General features: G+C 67.3%; 26 protein-coding genes. 9 read left to right on the top strand and 17 right to left on the bottom strand.

All coding sequences use genetic code 11. From position 1 onward, the window contains the following. Nucleotides 1–26: 26 nt before the first annotated feature. Entirely contained in the window at nucleotides 27–1640 is a 1614-nt protein-coding gene (locus tag ACYVLV_RS05350; protein WP_460808253.1) for a cation:proton antiporter domain-containing protein, read from the top strand. A gap of 20 nt (nucleotides 1641–1660) precedes the next feature. Here ACYVLV_RS05350 and ACYVLV_RS05345 read toward each other — a convergent pair whose 3' ends face one another. The 5 genes from ACYVLV_RS05345 to ACYVLV_RS05325 are packed head-to-tail and all read right to left on the bottom strand — an operon-like array spanning nucleotide 1661 to nucleotide 6411. Continuing rightward, nucleotides 1661–2833, bottom strand: coding sequence for a lipid-transfer protein (locus tag ACYVLV_RS05345; protein WP_460808252.1), 1173 nt, complete (start codon nucleotides 2831–2833; stop codon nucleotides 1661–1663). Beyond that, nucleotides 2830–3210 (bottom strand): MaoC family dehydratase, encoded by a 381-nt coding sequence (locus ACYVLV_RS05340; RefSeq protein ID WP_460808251.1) that lies wholly within the window; start codon nucleotides 3208–3210, stop codon nucleotides 2830–2832. The genes ACYVLV_RS05345 and ACYVLV_RS05340 overlap by 4 nt, the downstream gene beginning before the upstream one ends. Next, nucleotides 3207–3593, bottom strand: coding sequence for a Zn-ribbon domain-containing OB-fold protein (locus tag ACYVLV_RS05335; protein ID WP_460808250.1), 387 nt, complete (start codon nucleotides 3591–3593; stop codon nucleotides 3207–3209). The genes ACYVLV_RS05340 and ACYVLV_RS05335 overlap by 4 nt, the downstream gene beginning before the upstream one ends. Then, on the bottom strand, nucleotides 3590–4201 hold the full coding sequence (locus ACYVLV_RS05330) for an FAS1-like dehydratase domain-containing protein (protein ID WP_460808249.1): 612 nt from the start codon (nucleotides 4199–4201) through the stop codon (nucleotides 3590–3592). The genes ACYVLV_RS05335 and ACYVLV_RS05330 overlap by 4 nt, the downstream gene beginning before the upstream one ends. After that, nucleotides 4198–6411: an acyl-CoA dehydrogenase gene (locus ACYVLV_RS05325; RefSeq protein WP_460808248.1), complete on the bottom strand. Its 2214-nt coding sequence runs from the start codon at nucleotides 6409–6411 to the stop codon at nucleotides 4198–4200. Before ACYVLV_RS05325 ends, ACYVLV_RS05330 begins: the two co-directional genes overlap by 4 nt. A 109-nt stretch (nucleotides 6412–6520) precedes the next feature. Between ACYVLV_RS05325 and ACYVLV_RS05320 the strand changes: the two genes are divergently transcribed. Further along, nucleotides 6521–7432: an alpha/beta fold hydrolase gene (locus ACYVLV_RS05320; protein ID WP_460808247.1), complete on the top strand. Its 912-nt coding sequence runs from the start codon at nucleotides 6521–6523 to the stop codon at nucleotides 7430–7432. Nucleotides 7433–7510: 78 nt separating this feature from the next. Here the strand turns inward: ACYVLV_RS05320 and ACYVLV_RS05315 are convergent, their stop codons facing one another. Continuing rightward, nucleotides 7511–8941, bottom strand: coding sequence for a WS/DGAT/MGAT family O-acyltransferase (locus tag ACYVLV_RS05315; protein WP_460808246.1), 1431 nt, complete (start codon nucleotides 8939–8941; stop codon nucleotides 7511–7513). A 72-nt stretch (nucleotides 8942–9013) separates the two neighbouring features. Here ACYVLV_RS05315 and ACYVLV_RS05310 point away from each other — a divergent pair, with 72 nt between their 5' ends. Beyond that, nucleotides 9014–10258, top strand: coding sequence for an alpha/beta hydrolase fold domain-containing protein (locus ACYVLV_RS05310; RefSeq protein ID WP_460808244.1), 1245 nt, complete (start codon nucleotides 9014–9016; stop codon nucleotides 10256–10258). 147 nt (nucleotides 10259–10405) lie between these two features. Next, nucleotides 10406–10816, top strand: coding sequence for a hypothetical protein (locus tag ACYVLV_RS05305; protein ID WP_460808243.1), 411 nt, complete (start codon nucleotides 10406–10408; stop codon nucleotides 10814–10816). A 1-nt stretch (nucleotide 10817) separates the two neighbouring features. Here the strand turns inward: ACYVLV_RS05305 and ACYVLV_RS05300 are convergent, their stop codons facing one another. Then, entirely contained in the window at nucleotides 10818–11804 is a 987-nt protein-coding gene (locus ACYVLV_RS05300; protein WP_460808241.1) for a response regulator transcription factor, read from the bottom strand. 137 nt (nucleotides 11805–11941) lie between these two features. On the opposite strand from ACYVLV_RS05300, the gene ACYVLV_RS05295 reads away from it, so the two are divergent. Both ACYVLV_RS05295 and ACYVLV_RS05290 read left to right on the top strand, forming a co-directional pair. Continuing rightward, nucleotides 11942–12319 (top strand): response regulator, encoded by a 378-nt coding sequence (locus tag ACYVLV_RS05295; RefSeq protein WP_460808240.1) that lies wholly within the window; start codon nucleotides 11942–11944, stop codon nucleotides 12317–12319. Further along, nucleotides 12316–14523: an ATP-binding protein gene (locus ACYVLV_RS05290; RefSeq protein ID WP_460808239.1), complete on the top strand. Its 2208-nt coding sequence runs from the start codon at nucleotides 12316–12318 to the stop codon at nucleotides 14521–14523. Before ACYVLV_RS05295 ends, ACYVLV_RS05290 begins: the two co-directional genes overlap by 4 nt. Here the strand turns inward: ACYVLV_RS05290 and ACYVLV_RS05285 are convergent. Beyond that, a complete protein-coding gene (locus ACYVLV_RS05285) occupies nucleotides 14451–14825 on the bottom strand; it encodes a response regulator transcription factor (protein ID WP_460808237.1) in 375 nt (124 codons plus the stop codon). The genes ACYVLV_RS05290 and ACYVLV_RS05285 overlap by 73 nt on opposite strands. Before the next feature lie 311 nt (nucleotides 14826–15136). On the opposite strand from ACYVLV_RS05285, the gene ACYVLV_RS05280 reads away from it, so the two are divergent. Further along, nucleotides 15137–16207: a sensor histidine kinase gene (locus tag ACYVLV_RS05280; RefSeq protein WP_460808236.1), complete on the top strand. Its 1071-nt coding sequence runs from the start codon at nucleotides 15137–15139 to the stop codon at nucleotides 16205–16207. Here the strand turns inward: ACYVLV_RS05280 and ACYVLV_RS05275 are convergent. Next, nucleotides 16204–18324 (bottom strand): acyl-CoA dehydrogenase family protein, encoded by a 2121-nt coding sequence (locus tag ACYVLV_RS05275; RefSeq protein ID WP_460808235.1) that lies wholly within the window; start codon nucleotides 18322–18324, stop codon nucleotides 16204–16206. The genes ACYVLV_RS05280 and ACYVLV_RS05275 overlap by 4 nt on opposite strands. 117 nt (nucleotides 18325–18441) lie before the next feature. Here ACYVLV_RS05275 and ACYVLV_RS05270 point away from each other — a divergent pair, with 117 nt between their 5' ends. Beyond that, entirely contained in the window at nucleotides 18442–19131 is a 690-nt protein-coding gene (locus ACYVLV_RS05270; RefSeq protein WP_460808233.1) for a class I SAM-dependent methyltransferase, read from the top strand. Here the strand turns inward: ACYVLV_RS05270 and ACYVLV_RS05265 are convergent. The 3 genes from ACYVLV_RS05265 to ACYVLV_RS05255 are packed head-to-tail and all read right to left on the bottom strand — an operon-like array spanning nucleotide 19090 to nucleotide 22212. Next, entirely contained in the window at nucleotides 19090–20232 is a 1143-nt protein-coding gene (locus tag ACYVLV_RS05265; RefSeq protein ID WP_460808232.1) for a prenyltransferase, read from the bottom strand. The genes ACYVLV_RS05270 and ACYVLV_RS05265 overlap by 42 nt on opposite strands. After that, complete coding sequence (locus ACYVLV_RS05260; protein WP_460808230.1) at nucleotides 20225–20953, bottom strand: class I SAM-dependent methyltransferase; 729 nt, start codon at nucleotides 20951–20953, stop codon at nucleotides 20225–20227. The genes ACYVLV_RS05265 and ACYVLV_RS05260 overlap by 8 nt, the downstream gene beginning before the upstream one ends. Continuing rightward, nucleotides 20947–22212, bottom strand: coding sequence for a glycosyltransferase family 4 protein (locus ACYVLV_RS05255; protein WP_460808229.1), 1266 nt, complete (start codon nucleotides 22210–22212; stop codon nucleotides 20947–20949). Before ACYVLV_RS05255 ends, ACYVLV_RS05260 begins: the two co-directional genes overlap by 7 nt. A gap of 199 nt (nucleotides 22213–22411) precedes the next feature. Here ACYVLV_RS05255 and ACYVLV_RS05250 point away from each other — a divergent pair, with 199 nt between their 5' ends. Beyond that, nucleotides 22412–23026, top strand: coding sequence for a TetR family transcriptional regulator (locus ACYVLV_RS05250; RefSeq protein ID WP_460808228.1), 615 nt, complete (start codon nucleotides 22412–22414; stop codon nucleotides 23024–23026). A 3-nt stretch (nucleotides 23027–23029) separates the two neighbouring features. On the opposite strand, the gene ACYVLV_RS05245 is transcribed toward ACYVLV_RS05250, so the two are convergent. From ACYVLV_RS05245 to ACYVLV_RS05225, 5 genes are read right to left on the bottom strand one after another with little or no spacing between them, the layout of a single operon-like run. Continuing rightward, a complete protein-coding gene (locus tag ACYVLV_RS05245) occupies nucleotides 23030–23785 on the bottom strand; it encodes a glucose 1-dehydrogenase (RefSeq protein ID WP_460808227.1) in 756 nt (251 codons plus the stop codon). Between the two features lie 13 nt (nucleotides 23786–23798). Continuing rightward, the gene (locus ACYVLV_RS05240; RefSeq protein WP_460808226.1) at nucleotides 23799–24710 is read right to left on the bottom strand and encodes a 3-oxoacyl-ACP reductase; all 912 of its coding nucleotides are present in this window, start codon (nucleotides 24708–24710) and stop codon (nucleotides 23799–23801) included. Nucleotides 24711–24713: 3 nt separating this feature from the next. Next, a complete protein-coding gene (locus tag ACYVLV_RS05235) occupies nucleotides 24714–24905 on the bottom strand; it encodes a ferredoxin (protein ID WP_460808225.1) in 192 nt (63 codons plus the stop codon). Between the two features lie 29 nt (nucleotides 24906–24934). Continuing rightward, a complete protein-coding gene (locus ACYVLV_RS05230; protein WP_460808224.1) occupies nucleotides 24935–25396 on the bottom strand; it encodes a pyridoxamine 5'-phosphate oxidase family protein in 462 nt (153 codons plus the stop codon). After that, entirely contained in the window at nucleotides 25396–26373 is a 978-nt protein-coding gene (locus ACYVLV_RS05225; RefSeq protein WP_460808222.1) for an NAD(P)/FAD-dependent oxidoreductase, read from the bottom strand. The genes ACYVLV_RS05230 and ACYVLV_RS05225 overlap by 1 nt, the downstream gene beginning before the upstream one ends. Nucleotides 26374–26449: the final 76 nt, after the last annotated feature.

The following is a 26449-nucleotide window of genomic DNA, read 5'->3' as shown; positions in this document are numbered from 1 at the left end:
ACGGGTTCGAGCAATAGCGTGTCCCCATGTCGCAGTTGAGTCTTGCCCTGATGGCCGCACTGGCCGCCGGGTTGATCGCCTCTCAGGTGCGGCTGCCCCCGCTCGTCGGTTTCCTCGTCGCGGGCTTCGCGCTCAACGCAGCGGGCGTCCCCGAACTGGAGGGCCTCGAGACCGTCGCTGACCTCGGGGTGGCGCTCCTGCTGTTCGGCATCGGACTGAAGATCGACGTGCGGGTCCTCGCTCGTCGCGAGGTCTGGATGACCACGGTGGTGCACCTGAGCCTGTTCACCGCCCTGGCCTGGGCCTACCTGTCGGTGATCGCAGTCGTCGCCGCCGGGTTGTTGGCCGATCAGGACTGGCGCTCGTTGCTCATCATCGGGTTCGCGCTGTCCTTCTCCAGTACGGTGCTGGTCGTCAAGGCACTGGACGACCAGAGCGCGACGCAGTCCGCGTTCGGCCGCACGGCGGTCGGCATCCTGATCATCCAGGACATCTTCGCGGTCGTGTTCCTCACCGTCGCCAAGGGTGAGGCGCCCAGCCCCTGGGCCCTGCTCCTGTTTCTGCTCCTGCCTGCCGCATGGCCGGCCCGCCGGGTCCTGCGCAACCTGGGACACGGTGAGCTCATCCCGCTGTTCGGGGTCGCGCTGGCCCTGGGCCCCGGATACGCGTTGTTCGAGCAGGTCGGGTTGAAGGGAGATCTCGGTGCGCTCGTCATCGGCCTGTTGTTGGCACCCGAGCCCCGTTCGGCGGAGTTGTCCAAGACCCTGTTCTCGGTCAAGGAACTGTTGCTGATCGGGTTCTTCCTGTCCATCGGCTTCACCGGCCTTCCTACCGCGGGCGACCTGGCCCTGTCCGGGTTGCTGCTGTTGCTCGTGCCGCTGAAGTCCTTGGGATTCGTGGCCCTGCTGAGGTGGCGCGGCATGCGCCACCGCACCTCGGTCAAGGCGGGAGCGGTGCTGGGCAACTACTCCGAGTTCGGACTCATCGTTGTCGCCCTCGCCGCGACCTCGGATCTGGTGGACGACGACTGGCTCGTGGTCCTGGCCACGACGGTCGCCGGTGGTTTCCTCCTCTCCACCCTCGTCAACCGCCAGTGGGAGCGTCTGGTGGCACTGGCCGAGCGGCGGTTCCCCCGTCAGGAGGCCGAGCACCTGCAACCGCACGACAGAACCATCGACGTCGCGCACGCCGATGCGGTCGTCCTGGGCATGGGCCGGGTCGGGCAGGCGGCGTACCACCAGCTGGAGGACGAGTACCACCTACGCGTCATCGGGATCGAGAGCCGCGAAGATCGCGCCGCAGACCTACGGGACCTCGGCTTCGAGGTCATCGAGGGTGACGCCCTCGATCCGGAACTGTGGCACCGCCTGACCCGCACCGGCGACGTGGACCTGGCCATCCTCGCGATGCCGTTCCACGGCTCGAACCTGACGGCGATGCGCTTCCTGAAGGACCACCACTTCGCCGGAACCGTGGCCGCGGTGGCCCAACACGACGACGAGGCCCGCGAGATGCTCGGCCAGGTCGACTCCGTCTTCGGTCTGTACGACGGCGCCGGGACGGCTCTCGCGGACGGGGCGGCGGAGCGGGCCGGGATCGCCCGGCGACACGAGGAACCACCGGCAGAGCCCGTCGACTGACGGTCTCACCGTAGGTCCGCCTACGCCGAGAGGATGATCCCGCTGGTCGGCACCCCGGTGCCCGCCGTCACCAACACGTGCGATGACGCTGCAGCCTCGACCGGGTTGACCGACGTACCCCGGATCTGGCGCACGCCCTCGGCGATGCCGTTCATGCCGTGGATGTAGGCCTCGCCGAGTTGCCCACCGTGGGTGTTCAGCGGAAGTCGCCCACCGATCTCGATGGCCCCGTTGGCGATGAAGTCGGGGGCTTCGCCGCGGCCGCAGAACCCGAGTTCCTCCAACTGCATGAGGACGTAGGGCGTGAAGTGGTCGTAGAGGATCGCCATCGGCATGTCAGCGGGAGTCAGCCCTGATTGCCGCCACAGCTCACGCCCGACCACACCCATCTCGGGGATGCCGATGTCGTCGCGGTAGTAGGACGTCATCACGAACTGATCGCGACCACTCCCCTGTGCAGCCGCCGCGATCAGGGCCGGCTTCTGCTTGAGATCCTTGGCCCGCTCGGCCGAGACGATGACCATCGCCACCGCACCGTCGCTCTCCTGACAGCAGTCCAGCAGATGTAGGGGGTCCACGATCATCCGCGAGGCCTGGTGGTCCTCGATCGTGATGGGCTTGTCGTAGAAGAACGCGTTGGGGTTCGTTGCCGCGTGCCGCCGGTCGGCGACCGCTACAGCGCCGAAGTCCGCCGAGGTGGCGCCGTACTCGTGCATGTAGCGACGAGCCTGCATAGCCACCGTCGCCGCTGGCGTGCCCAACCCCAGAGGGTAGGTCCAGGCGTTGTCCAACCCGTTGGTGTTCACCTGCGTCGCTGCGGCGACCGACACCTGACCGAAGCGGCTCTCCGAACGCTCGTTGAAGCCTCGGTAACAGACCACGACGTCGGCCACGCCGGTCGCGACCGCCATGGCCGCCTGCTGCACGGTGGCGCAGGCCGCTCCCCCGCCGTAGTTGATCCGGCTGAAGAACCGGAGCTCGCCGATCCCCAGCTCCCGTGCGACCGCGATCTCGCTGGAGGTGTCCATCGTGAATGTCGTCAATCCGTCGACGTCAGCCGGAGTCAGCCCGCAGTCGGCCAGCGCGTGCTGGATCGCCTCGACCGAGAGCTGCAGCTCCGAACGACCGGAGGCCTTGGAGAACTCGGTTGCGCCGATCCCGACTATGGCGGCCTCGCCGCTCAAGGTGCTCACGGCAGGGCCACCGTGACGGTGCCGGTGACGTGATTGCCCAAGGAGACCGCCCCGGTCACCTGGATGGTCGCGAGACCATCCTGGATCGAGGCCACCTCGCCGGTGAAGCTCAACGTGTCATAGGGGTACGCCGGTGCGCCGAGTCGGATCGCCACCCCACGGACATCGGTCTGCGGACCGGCCCAGTCCACGACGAAGCGCTCGGCCAGACCGGTGGAGGTCAGGATGTTGACGAAGATGTCCTTGGACCCGGCCGCCTGGGCGATGTCCCGGTCGTGGTGGACGTCCTGGAAGTCGCGGGTGGCGATGGCGGTGCTCACGATCAATGTGGGCGTGAGCGGCACCTCCCACGCGGGGATCTGATCTCCGACGTTCATGCTTTCCTCCAGATAGGCAGGGTCAGTTCTTCGTCGACCCGGTTGAAGTCGACCCGCAACGGCATACCGATCTCGATCTCTTCGTCGCTCACGTCCACGACCTCGCCGACCATCCGCACGCCCTCCTCGAGGTCGAGCAATGCGATCACGATCGGCAGTTCCTTGCCGGGGACCGGGGGATGGCGGTGCACGACAAAGGAGAAAACCGTTCCCTTGCCCGTCGCCACCTCGTAGCCGCGGTCGAGCGCCCCACAGTCGGGGCAGGCCGGACCGGGCGGGAAGCGCTTCTCACCGCAGGCGTTGCAGACCTGGATGCGGAGCTCACCGGCAGCGGTGCCCTCCCAGAAGAACGCCGAGTCGCGGCCGATCATCGGGCGGATCACGACGAACCCGTCGAACCGCGAGCGGAGCGAGCCTGGTTCGACGGAACAGAGGGTGCGGGGAGCGCAGCGACCTCCGCGTCTTCCCGTTCGGGGGGCGGAGCCCCCCGGGTGGGGATGAACTTCAGGACCCGGAACAACATCGTCGCGACGACCTCGCTGTCGCCGCCGGGGTTGTCGACGTACCAGGTGTTGCGAGAGGTCACGAAGTAGCCGACCCCCATACCGGTGGTCTTGGGACCCACCACCGAATCGAGGGCGGTGGTCACCCGAACCCGCTCCCCCAGCTTGAGGGTGCGCGCGTAGGTCTGCTCGCAGTTGGTGCCCAGCACGGCGGTGTAGCCGGAGTCGGTCAGCACCTTCATCATCCCGTGCAACGGGTCATCGGCGGGTGGTTTGCCGCCCTGGCCGTACATCGTCCAGACCTGGGCCATCGAGGGCGGCGCCTCGCCGGCGTGCCAGCGCGGGTTGTCGTAACCCATCGCCTCGACCCAGTTGTTGATCGTCGGCTGGTTGACCTCGTCGCGGGCCCACCGTTCTGCCGCCTCGCCGAACCCCTTGATCCGCTCGGCCTCGGCCATGATCAGGTCATGGGTCGCTGTGTCACTCATCGCGGAACCCTCGGCATTCCCAGACCGAACATGCCGATCAGTTCGCGTTGCACCTCTTGGACGCCGCCGCCGAAGGTCAGCACGAGGTTCCGCTTGGCCTGGGCGTCCAGGTAGCTCATCAGGTGTCGGGTCGCCGCCTCGGACGGATCGCCGTAACGGTGCACGATGCCCACCAACTCCGCCGCCAGGTGTTGGACCTGATCGGCAGCGAAGACCTTGGACGACGATGCATCGCCGACGGAGACCTCACCGGTCGCGCCGGCCCGAGCCACTTCCCAGTTCAACAGCTCGTTGATGCGGAACGCCGCCGTCACGCGACCCATCGCGGCGCGGACGTCGGGCTGGTCGAGAGCACCTGCCTTGCTCGCCCATTCGGCCACACGATCGCGCAGGCCCTCGATCCGTCCGGCCGGTCCGAGCATCACGCGCTCGTGGTTCAACTGGGTGGTGATCAACTTCCACCCCTGGTTCTCCTCGCCGACCAACATGTCGACGGGCACCCGGACGTCGTTGAAGTAGGTCGCGTTGACGTGGTGGGACCCGTCCGCGGTGATGATCGGCGTCCAGGTGTACCCCGGGTCGGTCGTGTCCACGATGAGGATCGAGATGCCCTTGTGTTTCGGTGCATCGGGATCGGTGCGCACCGCGAGCCAGAGGTAGTCGGCCTGATGTCCACCGGTGGTCCACATCTTCTGGCCGTTGACGATGTAGTGGTCACCGTCACGCTTGGCGGTGGTGCGTAGCGCGGCGAGATCGGTTCCCGCATCCGCTTCGGAGTACCCGATGGCGAAGTGCACGTCACCCTCGAGGATCCGCTTCAAGAACAGGTCCTTCTGCTTCTCGGTGCCGTAACGGATCAACGTGGGGCCGACCGTCTGCAGCGTGACCGCCGGTAGGTGGACGTCCGCGTGCTGCGCCTCGTTGGCGAAGATGGTCTGCTCGATCTCGCCGAGCCCGTGACCGCCGTACTCCTTCGGCCAGCCGATCCCCATCCATCCGTCGGCGCCCATCTGCCGCACGGTCTTCTGGTACGTCGGCCCGTGCCGGTCCTTGCCCATGTCCTCGTGGGCGTCGTCGTCGGCCAGACCGTGGAAGTACTCCCGGAGTTCGGCCTTCAGCGCACGCTGCTCGGCGGTCAACTCGAGGTTCTTGGCCGCCGGGTCTTCTACGGACACAGATTCGGCCAGAGCGTCGAGAGTGTGCGTGATGTCGGTGACCCACGAGAAGTAGTGGTGGAGCGGGTAGGTCTCATCCACCCCCATTCCGCCGTGCAGGTGGTGACAGGTCCGCAGGGCCGGAACCGCCTGGGCACAGGCCCAGTGCGCCGCGACAGCGAGGTCGTCGGCGCAGGGCAGCCCCTCGGTGACCCGCCACACGGCGTTGTCGGCGGCCAGGTCAAGGGTGCGCGAGGTGATGTAGACGTCGGCCATCTGCATGGCCACCGCCTGGAACTGAGCCAGCGAACGACCGAACTGGGTGCGTTCCTTGATGTAGGCCGCGGTCAGGTCGCGCGCCCCGGTCACCAGCCCCGAGGCCAGAACGACCAGGCCGGCCGTGGCGTGCTCGAGCAGGGTCTGCGAAGCGCCCTGGCCGAGCGCCTCGCCGGGCGCAGCGTCCAGTACGACCGTGTGGCTCGTCAGGCCCGAGGAGGAGTCGGACTCGAGCAGGGTCACTCCGGGTCCGGCGGGGTCCACCAGGACCACCACCGGGTCGCTGCCGGACATGGCTGTGACGAGGAGTCGCGACGCGGTGCCCGCATAGCCCACTGCGATCTTGCGGCCGGAGACCACACCATCGCTGAAGGTGGTGGCGGGAGCGTCGGTCCACGCTCGTCCGGCCTCGCGCAGCGCGGGAGTCAGGATCGTGGCGCCACTGGCGACACCCGGCAACCACGCCTGACGCTGGTCGTCGCTGCCGTGCTCGGCGATCGTGGGTACGCCGCACGCCAGCGTCTCCCACACCGGCAGGTGGAGCGCCTTCGCGCCGGTCTCGCGCAGCAACACGGCGGTCTCGGCCAACCCGAGCCCCTCACCGTCGTACTCCTCGGGGACGGCCAGCGACAGCAGACCGGCCGAGGCCAGTGCCGCCCAGTCGGCGTCACGACCGAGCGCTTCGCGCACCACGGCGGTGACGGCCTCGACTGATTCGTTGGTCTCGCCGGGGCGGGACCCCGACGGATTCGGGGTGGGGGCGGCCTGCGTGTCACTCACCTGGGGACTCCTCCTACGCTCGTCGTGTCCCGCTCGGAGGGCCACATGGGCAAAACTGTAACCTGTTCTAGTCTAGTCTGGAACACGGACAACCCTGAGGAGGGCGGCGGTGGGCGCTGGAGCGTTGCTACGCAATCGGGTCTATCTGCCCTTCGCGCAGATCCCGGCAGGCGAGCTGATCGAGTTGCCGGGCCAGGGCGGTTCCACCTACGTCACCGATACACCGGGCCCCTCCCCTGACTCCCCCACGATCATCTTGTTGCACGCCTTGGGCTGCACCGGACTCCTGACCTGGTTCCCCGCGATCGAGCCCCTCTCGCGGCGCTTCCGCGTCGTCACCCTGGACCTGCGGTGGCACGGTCAGGGCATCCAGTCCGAAACCTTCTCCCTCTACGACTGTGCCGATGATGTCGCAGCCCTCATCGAGGTGCTGGGCCACGAGGACGTGATCATCGCCGGGTACTCCATGGGTTCGATCGTCGCCCAGCGTGTGTGGCGTCAACACGCCGACAAGATCCAGGGCCTCGTGTTGTGTGCCACCACCGATCGTTTCCAGTTGAACCTGGCCGAGCGCGCCTTCTTCACCGGCATGGGCGCCACCATGCTCGGGGTGCGTGGTGTGTCCAGGTCCCGAACGGCGACCCGGACCGCGCGCGCTGCTGCGACCGCGATCGACGTGGAGCCCTCCGACATGCAGGAGTGGGCCATCCGCGAATGGCGCTCCACCAGCCCCTGGGCGGTCGGACAGGCGCTGGCGGCGCTCGGCCGTCACCACTCCCGACCCTGGCTGGGTCAGATCGATGTGCCCACGGCCGTGGTGATGGGCCGTAGTGACCGTGTGATTCCCCCCGCCCGACAACTCGGGGTCGCCCGCGCCATCCCCGGCGCCACCATCCACGACCTCGAGGGCGGACACGCGATGTGTGTGCTGGAGTCGGAACGATTCGTTCCGGCCTTCCTCGAAGCCGTCAACACCGTCAACGCCCGGCGCCGGGACTTCCGGCGCCCCACCACCGCCTAAGACTGGGCCGACTGAGACTGGGCCGACTGAGACTGGGCCGACTGAGACTGGGCCGACTGAGACTGGGCCGACTGAGACTCAGCGCCGCAGGGGTGTGGGGGCCTGCCGGCCGGTCCCCCCAGAGATTGCGCTCATGAGTCTGGCCAGTTCGGTCGGGAAATGTTGCACCAGTGCCTCGGGGTCCGGCATCGACTCCCGACAGGCGATCACTCCGACGTGCATCTCGCCGTTGTTCGACATCACGGTCAGGTTGAGTCCGGCTCCGTGGAAGACCGGACCGAGGGGGTAGAGCGCCAAGATCTGGGCGCCCATGAAGTACAGCGGGACCGGCGGACCCGGGACATTCGAGATCACCAGGTTGTGCACGACCGGGTGCTTCTCCGCCAGCCGGAGCCCGGCATAGGCGCGGACAGCGAGACCAAAGGTCCGGGGGGCAGCGAACTCCGCCCAGTCCTGCAACGAATCCGCGCTGATCGCGTTGTGGTGATCCTTGGCATTCCGGTTGTGCTGAGCCATTCCCTCCAACCGCTCGAGGGGATCCTCCACATCGGTTCCCAGGTGGGCGAACAGGGAGGACACCTTGTTCGCCCCAGTGTTGCGTTTGGACTGCTCCCGCACACTGACCGGCACCGAGGCCAGCAGGGAGTTCGTGGGCAGTTCGCCGCGCTCCTCCAGGTAGGCACGCAACGCGCCACCAGCGATCGAGAGCACGACGTCGTTGACGGTGGTTCCGGTCGCCTTCTTGACCCTCCGGATGTCGTCGAGGCTCATCTGGGTGAATCCGATGGTCCGGTGTCCGGTGATGGTGCCGTTGAACGAGGTCCGCGGCGCGGTGAGGGGTGCCGCCATGCTGGTCCCGGCGCGCACCCGGCCGATCGTCTTGGTGACGCTCTGGACCGTGGGGCCCACCAACTTCACGCCGTTGACCGGTCGGGCCAGGTTGCTCACCACGGCTCGACCCAACAGCTCGCGTTTACCGATCCTGCGCGCCGTACGCGTCGGTTCGCTGGTGGCGATGGGTGCCGCGTCGGCTTCGAGCGAGCACAGGTGCGAGATCAGGTTGGAGCCCGACACCCCGTCCACCGTGGCGTGGTGCATCTTGGAGAAGACCACGACCTGGGAACCCTCCTGGTAACCCTCGATGATCCACATCTCCCACAGGGGACGGGACCGATCCAGCGGCAGCGACGCCAGGTGCGCGGTGAGTTTGACCAGTTCGGCGTAGCCGCCGGGTGCGGGGACGGCCAGCCGGTGCACGTGTCGTTCGATGTCGAACTCGTGGTCGTGCACCCAGATCGGGTGATCGAGGTCCAACGGCACCCGACGCAGTTTGCGGGTGAACTCCGGGACGTCTTTGACGCTGGCGTTGATGCCCGCCTGCACCCCCTCGAAGGAGTACGGCGTCGGCATCGTGCTCGGGTCGAGGACGATCAGACCGCAGACGTGCATGAGTTGGGCGGGAGTTTCGAGGTAGAGGAAACTGGCGTCCAGTCCTGACAGGCGATCCATGCTGCCGATAGTAGGGCCGGTTGACGGTGGGTACGCCTGATCCCATGAACCGGTCGTCCTACGATGCCCCGTATGGGTTTCTTGCGACGACAGATCGTCACCGCCGCGCTGACCGTCAACGCCATCCGGCCGGTGTCGGGCTACCGGGCCGGCATCCCTGCGTTCTTCGCCGGCTGGATGACCGGTGAGTTGGCCCCTCACGTCCTGGGCATCACGCTGGCGGACGCCGCGACCCACGCCACCGGAGGACGGAAGCGGGCCATCCCCTTGGCGTTGGCCGCGGCCAGCTCCGCGGGGCTGCTGCACGTGATCAACCAGAGCCGGCAGGCCCGCGTCGGAGCCGAGCAGGCCCTGGTGGACGGACTCGGGTCCGACTACGTCGAGGAACTCGACGAACTGCCGACCCCAGCCGATCTCGCGATCCCGTGGCGAAAGCTCATCTATCCCTTCCGGATGCGGAACAAGCAGGTGACCGTCGAGCGCGACATCGCCTACAACGAGCACGGCAAGCGCGGGATGCTGGACATCTACCTTCCCTCCGGCGGTGTTCCGGAGGGTGGGGCACCGGTGCTCCTGCAGGTGCACGGCGGCGCGTGGACGATCGGGAAGAAGGAGGAGCAGGGCCTCCCCCTGATGAATCATCTGGCCGCGAAGGGCTGGGTCTGCGTCGCCATCAACTACCGTCTCGCGCCCCGCGATCCGTGGCCCGCCCACATCGTTGACGTCAAACAGGCAATCGCCTGGATCCGTGAACACATCGCTTCGTACGGCGGCAATTCCGACTACATCGCGATCACCGGAGGGTCCGCTGGCGGGCATCTGAGTTCCCTCGCCGCCCTGACCGCCAACGACCCCGTCTGGCAGCCCGGCTTCGAAGAGGCCGACACCACGGTGCAGGTCGCCGTGCCGCACTACGGCGTCTACGACCTGGCCGGATCGACCGGGCTGTCCAGCGCACGCCTGGTCCGCGACGGTTTCCTGTCCCCGCGGATCTTCCAGACCACCTGGGAGAAGGACCCCGAGGTCTTCGAGGCCGCCTCACCCCTGCTGCGGGTCACCCCCGAGGCCCCCGACTTCTTCGTCCTTCACGGCGCAGTCGACACCCTGGTCGACGTCGCTCAGGCTCGCCTGTTCGTCGAGCGGCTGAGGTCGATTTCCAAGCGCAGCGTGGTGTACGCCGAACTGCCGGGAGCCCAACACGCCTTCGACATCTTCCCCTCGATCCGCAGCCAACACACGCTCCGAGCCATCGACCGCTACCTGCACTGGCACTGGAACCGCCACCGGCGACTGCACCCGGCGCAGCACCAGATGTGAAGGTTCCGTGCAGTTCCCCGTTTCCACGCATACTCGTGGTTCCTTGGTCACCTGGCCTTGATCAGGGCCAGATGATCCAGCCAGAACCGCCCGATGGGGTCGGCTCTTAAGAGCCGATCGGGTGCTAAGGCTCGAGTTGGAGGACCGATGAGTGCGACGCTGACCAACCCAGGGCACGTCCCCTCCGCATCGGCCCATGAGGTCCAACTCGAAAGCTGTGCCGACCCGGATGTCGTACTCCTCCCCCACGACTCCGGGTCCACAGCGGATCTCGAAGCGATCTACGAGGAGATCGTCCTCAGCCGCGTCGAAGAGCGCCACCTGGTCGTCGACCATGCGGTCGACGCACAGTCGGTCTGCTTCGCCACCCTCGTCGCCCACACCTCGGGCACCCCGCACGACGTCATTGAGGTCCACGTGGCCACGCTGCGCCGGTTGACGGCGGACGTCAGCAGCAGTCGCGCCGCAACGCTCCTGGACGCCGGCGAATACATCCTCATCCTCACCCTGGGCCACTTGGCCGAGCGGTACCGGAGCCTGGCGCTCGTCAGCGCCTGATCTATGACGGGCCGGACGAGTCCTGGCTGACTCGGTGTTCCAGTTCCACCGCAAGTCGACTGACCCGGGTGACGATCTGGTCCACTTGAACAGACAGTTCAGAGACGCCCTGCGGGGCGTCGCCTTCCGCGGGGACCACCCGGCGCCGCAGCAGGTGTACGGCCACCTTCAGGGCAGTCAGCGCATTGTTCAGTTCATGGGTCAGGTCCTCGGTGGGGCGGCGTACGCGCTCCTCACCGGCGTCCTCGTCCGGAGCGTTCGACAGATCCGGCTGATCTATCGTGTCCTCCCCGGCTTCTTCCGCGATCCAGCGGTAACCCACACCGCTTTCGGTCCGCAGGTAGATCGGCGTGCCAGCCTTATCGCCCAGCTTCGCTCGCAGCGACCGGATGTGGGCTCGTAGAGCAGCACGTGTCTCCTCCCCGTGGGCGGAGTCCCAGACCTCGTCCAGGATCCATCGATGCGTCAGGAGCCGGCCGGGGAAGGCACACAACACCTCCAGGAGGCGCCACTCCTTCGGGGTCAGCCGAACCTCCTCGTCCGCCACAGTGACGCTCCTGGACTGCAGGTCGATCGACAGATCGCCGTAGGTGCGCAAGGGCGCCGCGACAGGCTCGCCGTCCATCGGCCCGGCTCGGCGCAGGGCCGCCCTAACCCGGGCGAGCAACTCATCGACGCCGAACGGTTTCTGCACGAAGTCGTCCGCACCCGCATCCAGCGCCTCGACCCTCCGCCGCTCATCGGTGGCGCCGGAGAGGATCACCACCGGCACCGTGCTCCAGCTCCGAATCTGCTTGACGACATCGACGCCGTCCCGGTCCGGCAGACCGAGATCGAGCAGCACCAGTTGAGGGTCACCGGTCACGACCATCTCCAACCCGGCGGCAGCGGTGAGGGCGTACTCCGCGACATACTCGGCCCGGCTGAGGGCGGAGACCAACGCCCGCGCCAACTGGACGTCGTCATCGATCACCAAGAGCCGAGTCATTCCACGAGGGTAAGGCACTCAGATGGTTATGGAATCTTCACAGGTCCCACGGCTGTGGTCACAACCCCGTCACAGCCGTCTTGCGATACTGCTTCCGGCGGTGTCCTTGGGGAACCCCATAACCAGAAGGGTTCACCGTGGCGAGAATTCTCGTGGTTGACGACGACGACGACATCCGAGAACTGCTGTCCCTCTCGTTGGGTCTCGGCGGTCACGTCGTCGAAGATGCGCGCGACGGCTACCTCGCCCTCGAATTGCTCACCTCCGGCGCGTTCGACCTAGTGATTCTCGATGTCAACATGCCGCACCTGAACGGGTTGGAGGTTGTCTCCCGGTTGCGCGCCTCGTCGCTCTCTCCACAGCCGATGGTGCTGATGCTCTCCGCCCTGGCAACCGCAGCAGACGCGGAGGCAGGTCTCGCAGCCGGCGCCGACGAATACGCCACCAAGCCCTTCCAGATCCGACAGATCGGCCACTACGTCGATCGCATGCTCGCCGGCCGGTCCTCCGCGTGAGCATCGAGATCGACCGCTCGGGCGACCGCGCGGGACAACCGGGTGTCGTGGTCATCGCCCTCGGTTTCGCGGTCATCTTCGGTCTCAGCACGGCCTCTGTCCTGTTCGCCCCCGGCAATTCCGACGTCGCCGCCTGGTGGCCCGCGGCTGGTGTGGGGACGAGCCTGATCGCCCTCTCGTCACCGCGCCGTTGGCCGACCCTGTTGCTGCTGGGTGTCGTGGTGACCGGGGCGGCGAACTTCGCTGGAGGGAAGGACCTCCTCGTCTCGGGTTTCTTCGGGTTGGCGAATGCCACCGAGTGGCTGGTTGTGGGCGTGGTGTTGGGTGCCCACCGAGCCCGCCCATTCCTCCGGACGCGCGGTGACTTCGCGCTGCTGATCGCGGCGGCAGGGGTCGGGTCCATCGTCATCGGATTCCTGGCCGGGGCGATTGTCAGGCTCGGGTTGAACGGCTCCCTGCTCGAGACGATGACGAGCGTGACGGCCTCGCATCTGGCCTCGCAGCTGCTGGTGGTGCCAGCCATGCTGCTGCTGTCCGACACCAAGGCTCGACCCCGCATCGATGTCTCGCACGTCACCGTCGGACTGCAGGTGGTCAGCACGTTGGCCGTGACCGTCCTGGTGCACCGCTCGGGGCAGAGTCTGCCGCTGTCGTTCCTTCCGCTGCCCTTCCTCGTCTGGGGTGCGTTGGTCCTGTCGCTGCGATCCTTGGCTCTCGAGGCCCTCGTGGTGGGGACGCTCGTGACCCTGCTGACGGCGGGCGGCGGCGGGCCCTTCGGAGATGTCACACAGGTGGAGTCCTGGGCCACTGCCGCTCTCGTCCAGGTCAACCTCGTGGTGATCGCGCTGGTCGCCCTGCCGTTGGCCCTGGTCATGGCGGAACGATCCGCGGCCCTGGTGGAGGCTCTGGCCGGGCGCGAGGAGTCGCGCCGGGCCCAACTCGAGTTGCGCCGCGAGCAAGACTTCACAGCCACGTTGTTGGCGGCAACCACCGGCACCTCGATCATCGCCACCGACGAGCGTGGGTTCATCACCTTCGTCAACAGTGGGGCCGAGAATCTGCTCGGGTACTCCCCAGATGACCTGATCGGTCAGGCCTTGAGTTCGCTGCACCAGCAGGACGAGGTCGGCGACCGGATGCGAGAGCTTCGGGTCCGGTCTGTCTTCGAAGCCATCGTGGGTGAACCGGGCGGCGCGGGCCGGAGCCACGACTGGACCTATCGCCGGATCGACGGTGGCCTGATGCGGGTCAGCCTCAGAATGAGCCCCTTGTTGAGCTCCACCGGGGACCTCGTCGGCTATCTCGCCGTCGGCGAGGACATCACGAGCCGGCAACGCACCCAGGAGTCGCTGCGTCGCCTGCTGGAGACCGAACGAGCCGCGGTGGACCGGCTTTCCGATCTCGACAGTGCGAAGTCGGAGTTCCTCGCCACGGTCAGCCATGAACTCCGCACGCCCATGACCAGTATCCTCGGGTTCAACCAGGTCCTGCTCAACGAATCGGTGGGCCCCCTCAACGACCGTCAGAGCGACCTCCTTCGCCGCGTCGACCGCGGCGGGCACCGGTTGATGGGTCTGATCGAGAACATTTTGGCGCTCTCGCGCATCGAGAATCTGAAGGATGCCTCGGAGCACACGCTGGTCGACATGTCGGGGCTGATCGCGGCGGCTGTTCAGGCCACCGAGACGTTGCGGTGGGATCGGCACCTCGACCTGTCGGTGTCGGTCCCGGTCGCAGGAAGCACCACGGTCATCGGTGATCAGCAGCAGTTGGAGCGTGCGCTGATCAACCTGGTCTCCAACGCCGTCAAGTTCACCCCCGACGGGGGGTCCATCGAACTGTCGATGACCGAGACCGCCACCAGCGTCCTCGTCCAGGTGAAGGACACGGGGATCGGGATCCCCCTGGACGAGCAGGCCCGCCTCTTCGATCGGTTCTTCCGCGCCAGCAACGCGGTGGCGGACTCGATCCAGGGGACCGGGCTGGGGCTGGCCATCGTGCAGACCATCGTCGAGGCACATGACGGGACGTTGGCCGTGGAATCAGCCCCCCACCAGGGAACCGCGGTGGCCTTCGAGATACCCAAGTCCAGAGGGGGCGGGACCCAGGATGACAGTGGGCCGGCGACCGATCAGCCGGCAGACGAGGTGAGCGACGCCACCCGGACGACGAGCTCGTCGGCGTCGAACGGTTTCACGATGTAGTCGTTCGCCCCCGCGTCCATCCCCACCTGGATGTCACCTTCGCGGGCGCGAGCGCTCAGCAGGAGGATCGGCACATCGGCACGAGCGGGATCGGCACGCAAATTCCTCGTGACGGCCAACCCGTCGAGGTCCCCCGGCATCGCGATGTCGAGAATCACCAGATCGACGGGGGCCTCGGCCACCAGGTTCAAGGCCTGCGCCCCGTTGCTCGCCATCACCACGACATGACCCTGATCCTCGAGCAGCAGCTGAACCAGCAGGTGGATGTCGGGGTCGTCCTCCGCCACAACGATGCGTGCCACGTCTGTCTCCTCGTTGTCCGGCGCTGAGTCTCGGATCCCGACCATACCTGCACACGTTCTTCACAGCCGCACCTCGCAACGACACAGGTTCTTCACGGACCTCTTGGGAGGCTGAGCATCAAGGTCCGGAATTCGCCGAGCCGAGAACTCACCCGACCACCGGAGGTGGCCATGTCTCAGCGACACGCGCAGCCGAACACCGTCGCAAGACAGCTGGCCGCGAACCCGGCGACACCGCCGCGGCACTGGGCAACGGGCGGGACTGGCGTCATGGATGCTTTCTTCGCACCCCGGGACGGCGAGAACCGCGGATGAGTACCCGCGACCCGTCTCCGGACGCACCGGTCCGCCCCAGCATTTCGCAGGAAGCCGGGGTTCTGATCGTCGACGCCACCGGGTTGATCCGACATGCGAACGCCACGGCAGCTCGGCTGATGCAGAGCGGCGAGGAGTCCTTGGTCGGCCAGGCCTTCGGTCAGCCGCTGGGGGATGATCTGCGCCAGGTCATCGAGGTCGTGGACCGGCACGGCGCCGTGCGCACGGCCGAGATGCGGGTGGCCCCGTACACCACCGCAGACCTGTTCACAGGCTCGGGAGCCTGGGCGGTGACGATCCGACTGATGACCCCGGTCGAGGCATTCTCACCGGCAGACCTGGGTCCGTCGCCCAAGCCCGCAAGCGCTGCCCCACCTCCCACGCGGGTGGACGAGGCATTGTCTTTGACCTACCACGAGTTGGGTAACGCCGTCGCGGGGCTGAGCGCGGGACTGACCATGCTTCGGGAGTCCTGGAGCTCCACCCCCGAGGAGGACAGGTTGGCCCGGTTGACTCGGCTGGAGCGCTCGGCCTCCGGATTGGGAATACACCTGAAGGGATATCTCGACGCGGACCGCGCCGAGGCAGGGGTGTTCGAGCCGCGACCTTCCAAACACGACCTCCTCGACCTGATTCTCGAACGGCTGCCCGACCTCGGGTTGTCCGCCGGGCTCGTGGAGGTCGACGTCCTCCCCGGACTCCCCGTCATGATCGACGCGGCGCACTGCTGGTCCATCGTCGGGAACTTCGTCACCAACGGGCTGAAGCACGGACAGGCACCCATCCGCATCACCGCTCAGGCCCGGGACGGCCAGACGACGATCAAGGTCAGCGACACCGGCTCGGGCGTCCCTGCGGACCGGGTTCCCCACTTGTTCCAGCGATTCACCCATGGCGGCGAGGCCTCGAGCAACGGGCTGGGGCTGTGGATCGCGGCCACCCTGGCCACCGCCTACGGCGGGAAGGTCTGGTGGGAGGCCAACGAGCCCACCGGCTCCAGCTTCTGCTGCCTCCTGCCATCGGTGGCGGCTCGGTCGGAACCAGAACTGCCCTCAGCTCCCCGCTAGCGGGGTAGGCCCAGAATCCTCTCGCCCGCGACATTGCGAAGGATCTGAGTCGTGCCGCCCGCGATCGAGAGACACCGGGTGTTCAGCATCTCCCACACCGCGGCCGCGACCTCCGGGTCGTCGGTCAGCACGCGGTCGCCGTACAGGTCGACGACCAGTTCGGCGCTGTCCTGACGGTTGCGCACCCCCAGCAGCTTCGCGACACTGGACTCCGGTCCCGGCCCAGCGTCACTGAGGGACCGCAGGGTGGATCGGGTGCCGAGCAGCGCGTTGACCGTGGAGAGCGCCACCGCGTGGCCGATCCGCACGCGATCGGTCGCGCCGATCCCGTTCTCGGACTCAGCGGCCAACGCCACCGCGCGTTCGGCGCTCTTGTCGAGCCGACTGGACGCCATGGCCACGCGTTCGTTCGCCAGGGTCGTCCTGGCCAGCTTCCAGCCCTCGCCGGGCTCCCCCACCATCGCATCATCAGGGACGAAGACGTTGTCCAGAAAGACCTCGTTGAACAGAGCCTCCCCGGTGATCTCCCGGAGCGGCCGGATGTCGATCCCCGGGCTGGACATGTCGACGAGGAAGTAACTGATACCGCGGTGCTGTGGCGCCTCGGGGTCGGTTCTGGCCAGGCAGATGCCCCAGTGAGCACGCTCGGCCACCGAGGTCCACACCTTCTGACCGGTCAACCGCCAGCCCCCGTCGACGCGTTCGGCCTTCGTGCGCAACGAGGCGAGATCCGAACCCGATCCCGGTTCGGAGAAGAGTTGGCACCAGACGATGTCGCCCAGCAGTGAGGGACGGACGAACCGTTCTCGCTGGGCCGGTGTGCCTCGCTCGAGAATGCTGGGCAGGGCCCACGTCGCGATCACCAGGTCCGGTCGCACGACATCTGCGGCGGCAAGTTCCTGGTCCAACACGATCTGCGTGACGGCGTCGGCCCCCAAACCAGCCGGCGCGGGCCAGTGCGGCGTGAGCACTCCGGTGTCCACCAGAGCCAGGCGTTGGTCCTCAGCCGCGGCCACCTCGGCCACGAGTGCACGCAGGTCGTCGCGGACCACCTCGTCGCGACCCTCCAGGTCGACCCGCGGTCGTCGGCGTACGCCCCGCACGGCACGCTCGGTGAGCCGGGCCGCCGCGTCGTCGCTACGACCGACCAGAGCCCGGAGGGTCAGCGCCCGACGCAGGTAGAGGTGGGCATCGTGTTCGTGGGTGAACCCGATCCCCCCCAACACCTGGATGCACGTCTTGGCCACCGACACCGCGCCCTCGAACGCGATCGCCTCTGCGACGTCGGCCGCGAAGGCCCACTGGTCGGCAGCGTCCACGTCGTGAGCCGACCCGGAGGACGCTGGCGACCCTGCAGCGGCCGCCACGTCCCACGCGACCGCGGTCACGGCCTCCGCGGTCTCGAGCATCTCGGCGCACAAGTGCTTGATGGCCTGGAAGCTTCCGATCGGCCGTCCGAACTGCTCGCGGACCTTGGCGTAGTCCACGGCGGTGGCCAGACACCAACGGGCCACCCCAGCCGCCTCGGCCGCAGCGAAGGTGACCGCAGTACGCCGGACCGACCCGAGGTCGATGCCCGGTAGCGGCACGAGCCCCGGCGCCTGCCAGTCGACAACGAGCGAACCGCTGCGACGAGTCAGATCCAGGACCGGGCCTGCGGTCACGGTCACGGCATCGGCGGGGGCCCAGTGCCACTCGTCGGCGTCATCAGGCACCAGGAATGCGTCGGCACCGGGAGCGTCCCACACCACCGACAGGGACGCGTCCAAGGCCAGGGCCACCCGGGCTCCACCGACGATGGCCGTTGCCTGGTCGGGCAGATGCGCCACGAGATGCGCGGCGATAGTGGTCGCGAGCAGACCACCAGGGATCAGCGTCCCGGCGCAGGCCTCCAGGGCCACGGCTGTGTCGAGCGTGGTTCCGCCGCCGCCTTGGAGGTGCTCGGGCAACGCGAGTGCCGGAAGGCCCATCTCACTCACTGCCTCCCACACGGAGGAGAAGCCCTCGTCACGATCGTTCTCGGCTGCTCGGGCGGCGCCGATCCCGTCCAGCGACGCGGCCCACTTGGCCAGTGTCGCGGCTAGCTCGCGGTGCTCCTCGGAGATCCCGATGGACATGCCTGACTCCCGTCTGAGGTGCTGTGTCGTCCTGCTTCAGGTGCGAAACTAGAACGTGTTCCAATTCTAGTCACATCCGCCTCCGCCCGCAGCCCTGGCTCGGGCTATTCTCGCGCGGTGAACACCCAGAAGACCCAGACGACACGGTCCGACCACTCCGAGCAGGAGCGCCTCCTCGAGCACGCACGGTCCGCTGGAGGGTTCATGCCGACCGACGAGGGGATGTTGCTGCACCGTCGCGCGGTGGAGCGGGCGCCCCACGGCCCCCTGCTCGAGGTGGGCACCTACTGCGGAAAGTCGGCCATCTACCTCGGATCGGCCGCCCGGCACGATCCGGACGGGGTGGTGTTCACCGTCGACCACCACCGTGGGTCGGAGGAGAACCAGGCAGGCTGGGAGCACCACGATCCGGAACTGGTCGACGCCGAGTTCGGGCTCATGGACACCCTGCCGGTGTTTCGTCGGAACGTGGCGCGGGCGGGTCTGGAGGATCGGGTGATGGCCGTCGTCGGACCCAGCACCACGATCTCGCGTTGGTGGCGCACTCCCTTGAGTCTGCTCTTCATCGACGGAGGTCACGCCGAGATCCATGCCCAGAACGACTACTCCGGATGGGCCCCGTGGCTCATGACCGGGGGCTTCTTGGTCATTCACGACGTCTTCGAGGGCCCTGCCGACGGCGGGCAGGCGCCGTACCACGTGTTCCTCCGGGCCCTCGAGAGCGGCTCGTTCGAGCAGGTGGAGACGGTGGGATCTATGCGCGTTCTACGACGAACGACCGGGGACGCCGGCGACGCTGTCGGATGACGTGCACCCGCACTCCAACGCGATCTCCGCGAAGTGCGGAGCCAGCGAGGTCCCCCGCATGATTCCGGACCCGGGAGTGCTGTGGCCGAAGGTCTCCCCCAGCGCGTCGGCGGCCAGGATGACGGCGGCGGCCGTGTAGGTCGTCTGCTCGTGCGGCCAGTAGACGTCGTCGCCGAAGACCCAGCCGGTCCAGTAGGAGCCGTTCTCGTGACGCAGGTGCTGCATGTCCTCGAACAGGGTGAGCGCCCGTCGATGGTCGCCCATCGCATCGAGTGCCATCACCAGCTCGCACGTCTCCGCACCGGTGACCCACGGGTTGGTGTCGACGCAGCGGATTCCCAATCCGGGCACGACGAAGTCGTCCCATCGGGGCGCGAGCAGCTCCGCTGCCGCGTCTCCTCGGATCGCGCCGCCTAGGACCGGGTAGTACCAGTCCATGGAGTACGTCGACTTGTCCAAGAACAGGTCGCGATGCTCGCGCACCGCGTGTCCCAGTCGCCCGCCGGCGAGTTCCCATTCGGGTTGCGGCTCGTCGACCAGGTCGGCCAACGCGACTCCGGCCCTCAGCGACTGATAGATGCTCGAGGATCCGGCCAACAGCGCGCCGTCCTCGCCGTGCCCCGGCTGGCCGTTCTCCCGGGTCTGAGCCCAGTTCAGCCCACCGAAGGGAAGCTGACGGGAGACCACCCAGTCCAGGCCAGCCCGGACCGAGGGCCAATGCTTGAGGATGAAGGCGTAGTCGCGGCGCATCAGCCAGTGGTGCCAGAGGCCCACGGCGAAGTAGGCCGACATGTTCACCTCTCCGCGCTCGTCGTCGACGGTGCCGGCAACGATCTTCATCGGCCAGGATCCGTCCGCGCGTTGGAGAGTAGGCACCCAGTCGTAGGCGCGTTCTGCGGCTTCGACCTCACCGCCGACGAGCAGAGCCATCGCGGCCTCGACGTGGTTCCAGATGTCGACGTGCTCTCCGACCGTCCACGGGATCGCACCCGATGGCTCCTGCATCGAGGCGATGGAGGCGGCGGTGACCGCGATCTGACCCGGGCTGAGGACCCCCTCGACGGAGGGCAGGCTGGCCAGGTCGGGTCGCCCCTCAGCCATCGGTGGGGTCCAGCGGCTTGCGGAAGTACAGGACCATGCTCTTGCCGATAGCTGGGTCCAGCACCGCACCGGCCCAGCGCAGAACGCGCGGCTGCTTCATGATCTCCCACACCAGGAGCCGGTGGTAGGCCTTGGCCAGGGGGTGGTCGTCGTTGGTGACACCCACGGCGCACTTGATCCACCAGTAGGGCGCGTGCAGCCCGTGGGCGTAGTCCTTGCCCACGAAGTCCAGCCCGGCCTTGACGACCTTGTCGGTGAGTTCCTTGTCCGTGTAGATCCGGATGTGACCGCCCTCGACGTTGTGATAGTCGTCGGAAAGCTTCCAGTTGATGAGCTCAGGCAGCCAACGGGGAACCGAGACCGCCATCGTTCCGCCCGGGCGTAGGACGCGAACGAGTTCGTGGATGGCCTGGATGTCGGCGGGGATGTGTTCGAGGACCTCCGCCGCCACGATGCGATCGAACTCGCCGTCGGCGAACGGCAGCGCCAGAGCGTCACCCTGCTTGATGTCCGCCTCGGCACCCGCGGGTACCTCACCGGCTTCCTTCATGGCGCCGAACAGGTCCAGGACCCCGGCCAGCTCATCGGCATCCATGTCGAAGGCCAACACGTCAGCACCGCGGCGGTACATCTCGAACGCGTGCCGACCCGCCCCGCATCCCATGTCGAGGACGCGGTCTCCTGAACGAAGACCCAATCGTTCGAAATCTACGGTCAGCACGTGCTGTCTCCTTCTGCTTCATGACGCTCGGTGGTGAAGTCTGCGATGACTTCCTCGTAGGCGCGGGCGACCTTGATCGCAACCGCGCGCCAACTGAACATTTCTTCGACTCGTTTGCGACCGGCGGCGCCCATCCGGGCCCGACGCTCGGGGTCGTCGAGCATGATCTCCAGGGCTGCCTTCAGCTCCCCCACATCCCCAGGGGTGACGACCTCGGCGCAGAGTCCCTCAGGACCCACGACCTCCGGGATGGCTCCCGCACGGGAGACCACCAGTGGCGTCGCGCAGGCCATCAGCTCCGCCGTGGGCAACGAGAAGCCTTCATAGAGGGACGGGACGCAGGCCAGTTCCGCAGAGCCCATCAGAGCGACCAGTTCCTGGTCGGTGAGGCCGTGGGCGAAGCGGACCGAGTCGCCGATGGACAGCTTGTCGATGAGTTTCTCGGTGCGACCGCCCGCTTGGGGTTTGGTGACGAGGATCAGTTCCACGTCCCGCTCGGTGCGCAACTTCGCGAAGGCCTCCAGAAGGGTGGCGATTCCCTTGAGCGGAGCGTCCGCGCTGGCCATGGCCATGATGCGGCCCGGCACCCGGGGTGCTGTGGGGGGCACGAACAGGTCGTCGACGCCCAGGAGGATGACCTCCATCTTGGCCGGGTCGACCCCGAAGTCCTTGGCGATATCCCGCTTGGACGTCTCGGAGGGCGTCATGATCTTGCGCGCCTTGCGTGCGACCTGGCCCTGCATCCGCAGGAAGCCGTACCACCGACGCAGGGTCAGCTTGCGGTAGGGATTGCGCGTCTGCTGCAGGTCGATGCGGCGATCGAAGGTGATCGGGTGGTGCAGCGTGGTGATCAGCGGCAACCCGAGCTTCTCGATGTCCAACATCCCGTAGCCCAGGACCTGGTTGTCATGGGCGATGTCGAAGTCGGCGGCACGGTCCTTCAGGATGCGCGCCATCCGCCGGCTGAACGTGCGGGCCTCGGGGAAGCCGGCCAGACACATGATGAGGAACTCCTGGACATCGACCAGGTCGCGGAACTCACGAAGCTTCGGGACCCGGAAGGGGTCGGGCTCCCGATAGAGGTCCAGGCTCGGCACCTTGGTCAGCGCCACGCCGGGGTCGAGTTCGGGATAGGGCTGACCGGAGAATACCTCGACGCTGTGGCCCAGATTGGTGAGCTCGCGGCTCAGGTGGCGCAGGTAGATGCCTTGACCACCACAGTGTGGCTTGCTGCGGTAGGACAGCATTGCGATGCGCATGCGTCATGACCCTTCTTGTCGGTGTGTTCCGACGCCGGGCCGGAGGTGGAACGTGTTCCTATTATGTCTCACCCATTGGTATCCTATCCGGGCACCGTCTCAAATCGGTCGGAGTCCAACCTTTCGGCCCTCGCTCACCAGGGCGGTCCACCACAGCGGCCGCAACGACTTGATCCACAACGCACACACGGGAGACGCAGTGAGCACCGATTCCTTACCGTTCACCGCGGAGGACCTCGGGTCCGACGCCCAGCGCGAACGCCGACGACGCATTCTCGACGCGACCTACCAGCTGGCCTCTTCCGGGGGCTTCGACGCGGTGCAGATGCGGGCGGTGGCCGATCAGGCCGACGTCGCGCTGGGCACGCTGTATCGCTACTTCCCCTCCAAGATCCACCTGTTGGTCTCTGCTCTGGGGCGGCAACTGGAGCAGGCCGACACGGCGCAGACCGCCCGGCCGGTTCCCGGTGACACTGCCGCGGACCGAGTGATCTACCTCCTCAAACGCACCACGCGCGGTTTGCAGGGCGACCCGCACCTGACCGAGGCGCTGACCCGGGCCTTCATGTTCGCCGACTCGAGCGTAGCCACCGAGATCCATCGCGTCGGTCTGCTGCTCTCCTCGATGCTGACCCACGCGATGCGCCCCGAGGAAGCCCACAACGACGTCCTCACCGACGACGACATCGCCATCGCGCGGGTGGTGGGCGACGTGTGGCTCTCCTCGCTCGTCGCCTGGGTGACCGGTCGCTCGACCGCTGAGGAGACGGCGGCTCATATGGAGTACGCCGTGCGTCTGCTGTTGCGGGACTGAGCCTCAGCCACCGAAGGCGTGGGTCGCGGTGACGCCGCCGTCCACGGCGATCTCCGCCCCGTTGATGTACTGCGACTCATCGGAACCCAAGAAGACGTAGACCGGGGCGATGTCCTCGGGCTGCCCCACACGGCGCAGCGGAACCTTCGACGCGCCGTACTCCATGGCGGCGTCCCCACCGTGCACACGGGTCATCGGAGTGTCGATCATGCCGGGGTGCACCGAGTTCACCCGGATCCCCTTGGGCCCCAACTCCATCGCACCGCACTTCGTCATGCCGCGGATCGCCCACTTCGTCGCTGCGTAGGCCGTGCAGCCGGCCATCCCGGCCAGCCCCTCGACCGAAGAGGCGTTGATGATCGATCCGCCACCGTTCTTGCGCATGGTGCGGGTGACGGCCTGCATCCCGAGGAAACACCCGAGCTGGTTGACGCGCCACAACAACTCGACCTCGTCCCCGCCCATCCGTTCGATGTCCCCGAACCGCAGGATGCCCGCATTGTTGGCCAGCACGCTGACCGGCCCGAAGGTCTCCTCGGTGAGTGCAACGACAGCGGACCAGGAGTCCGCCTGGCTGACGTCGTGGCGGAAGAAGACCGCCGCAGATCCGAGTTCGTCGGCCAGGGCCTGGCCCTCGTCCTGTGCGATGTCCGCGATCACCACCTGGGCACCCTCGGCGACGTAGGCGCGCACGATCTCCGCGCCCTGCCCCTGAGCGCCGCCGGTGACGATCGCGATCTTGCCGTTGAGCCGACCCATGGTGTGCCTGTCCTTAGATGGTGAGTTGCATGATCGAGTCGGCGGCGAAACCGACCGAGGGGTCGCGGCCCTCGAAGAAGCCGCCGAGCTGCTGGTCGAGTGCGGAGGTCGTCCAGAGTCCGTCGACGGTGTCGAAGCGCTGTTCGACCACCGGAGCGGCGACGAGGGCGACCATGCCGCCGTACACGACGAAGACCTGGCCGTTGATCGCTTCCGCCGCCGGTGAGGCCAAGTAGGCCACCAGCGGAGCAACGTGCTCCGGCGAGTAGGGGTCGACGTCGAGCCCCGAGGTGTCCTCACCGAAGACCTGGGCGGTCATGGCCGTACGTGCACGCGGGCAGATGGCGTTGGCCCGCACTCCGATCCTCGACAAGCCACGGGCGGTCGAGAGGGTCAGCGCGGCGATCCCCGCTTTGGCCGCGGCGTAGTTCGCCTGCCCCGGCGAACCGCCGAGGAACGCCTCCGAGGCGGTGTTGATGACGCGTCCGTAGACCGGCGCGTCGGTCTCCTTCGACCGGCCCCGCCAGTACGCCGCCGCATTCCGGGAGAGGAGGAAGTGACCGCGCAGGTGCACACGGATCACGTCGTCCCACTCCTCGTCGGAGAGGTTGAACAGCATCCGGTCGCGGGTCATCCCGGCGTTGTTCACGATGATGTCGAGAGAGCCCAGGTCCTCGACCGCCGCCGACACCATGGCGTCTGCGGTGCTGCGTTCGGATACGTCGCCCTCGACGATCCGCACCTCACCGCCGAAACCCCTGATCTCCTCCGCGGCGTCCTGGGCGGCGCCAGCCAGATCGTTGAGCACCACGCGGGCACCGGCCCTGGCCAGAGCAACAGCCTCGGCACGGCCGAGTCCGGCACCGGCTCCGGTGACGACCGCGACACGGCCGTCGAGCGAGAGAGATTGTTCGGCGTTCGACACAGGTCAGTCCTTCAGCGAGATAGCGGCACGGGGGCAAGCGGCGACGGCGCGCTTGACGTCCTCGACGTTCTCGTCGGTCGTTTCCTCGCTCTTGACCACGAGATAGTCGTCGTCATCGAGCTCGAACACGTCGGGAGCCATCGCCTCGCACAGGGCGTTGGACTCGCACAGGTCGAAGTCAACCTTGATCTTCATGGGTGTCCCCTCATCGATTGGATCTGTACTCACATCTTGCGGTGGTCCCAGGTGGCCACCTTGTCGGGATGAATGACGATCGCGACGCGCTTGAGGGCCTGCTTCTCGACCGTTTCGCGGCCGATGTCGCCCAACGCCTCGAACGACTCGGCCCGGAACATGCGCGTGGCCACCCGTGAACCGATCGACATCAACCGGTCGTGGTCTCGCACGATCTCCGCGCGGCCGGTGATGGACACCCCACGGAGTTCGAAGTAGTCCTCCCCCGCCTCGACCAGGGCGGTGACCCGGTCGTCCCGTTCGAGGTTCTTGATCTTCTGGCTCCGCCCGTAGGTCCAGAAGACGATCAGGCCGTCCTCGACGATGTAGAACAGCGTCGTCAGATGCGGCGCCCCGTCCGGGCCGATGGAGGCCACCTGGACCTTGAGGTTCTCGTCGAGCAGTTCGGCGATCTCCGCGTCGTTCATGGTGACTGCGCTGCGTCCGCTCATCATGCCTCCGAGGAATGGCCGGGGAACACCTTCGCCGACGGGTCGATGGCGACCGTGGCGTTGTTCACCGCAGTGGCCGCCTCACCGAAACCGACCGCGATGAGGCGGACCTTGCCGGAGTAGTCGGTGATGTCGCCGGCCGCGAAGACCCGCGGCAGGTTGGTCTGCATGGCTGGGTTCACCACGATGTGACGTTTGTGTACGTCGATCCCCCAGGTCTGCAGGGGACCGAGGTCGGCGAGGAAACCCAGGGCCGCCACGACCGCCTGCGCGGGGCGGGTCTGGGAAACTCCGTCGACCAGAAGGTCCACTTCGGCCACGTGGCCGCCGTCGGCGCCCGACCTCAGGGCCACGACCTCGGCCTTGGTGATGATCTCGACCGTCGAGTCCTGCACCTGCCGCACGGTGCGCTCGTGTGCCCGGAAGGCCTCGCGTCGGTGCACGAGCGTGACCGAGGCGGCGATCGGCTCGAGGTGCTGGGCCCAGTCGAAGGCGCTGTCTCCCCCGCCGACGATGAGCACGTCCTTGCCGGCGTACGGCGCGAAGGACGGAACGAAGAACTCGAGTCCGCGACCCGACCATCCCTCACCGGCGGGCAGCGGCCGAGGGGAGAACTTGCCGATCCCCGCGGTGATGATCACCGCGCCGGCCCGCACGTGGGTGCCGTCGTCGAGCCCGACGGTGACCCCGTCGTCGTCCCGCACCAGCGAGGCCGCCGTGCGATCCAGGAGGTATTCCGGCGACGCTGACGCAGCCTGGGCCACCAGTCCCTCGACGAGGTCACGACCCTTGACGCTCGGGAAGCCCGCTACGTCGAGGATCTGCTTCTCGGGGTACATCGCGGTGATCTGGCCGCCGAGCTCCGGGAGGGAGTCGACCACCGCCACCCGGTGGCCGCGGAAGCCCGCGTAGTAGGCGGCGAACAGGCCGGTCGGGCCTGCGCCGATGATCAGGATGTCGCACTCAACGGTGGTCACGGTGCGATCCTTCCCGGTCCTCGATCGCTACTCAACTGGAACACGTTCTAATTCTGCGCCGAAACTAGTAGGCGCG

Source organism: Nocardioides salsibiostraticola, from assembly GCF_054783655.1.
This window is presented reverse-complemented; position numbering and strand designations above follow the sequence as displayed.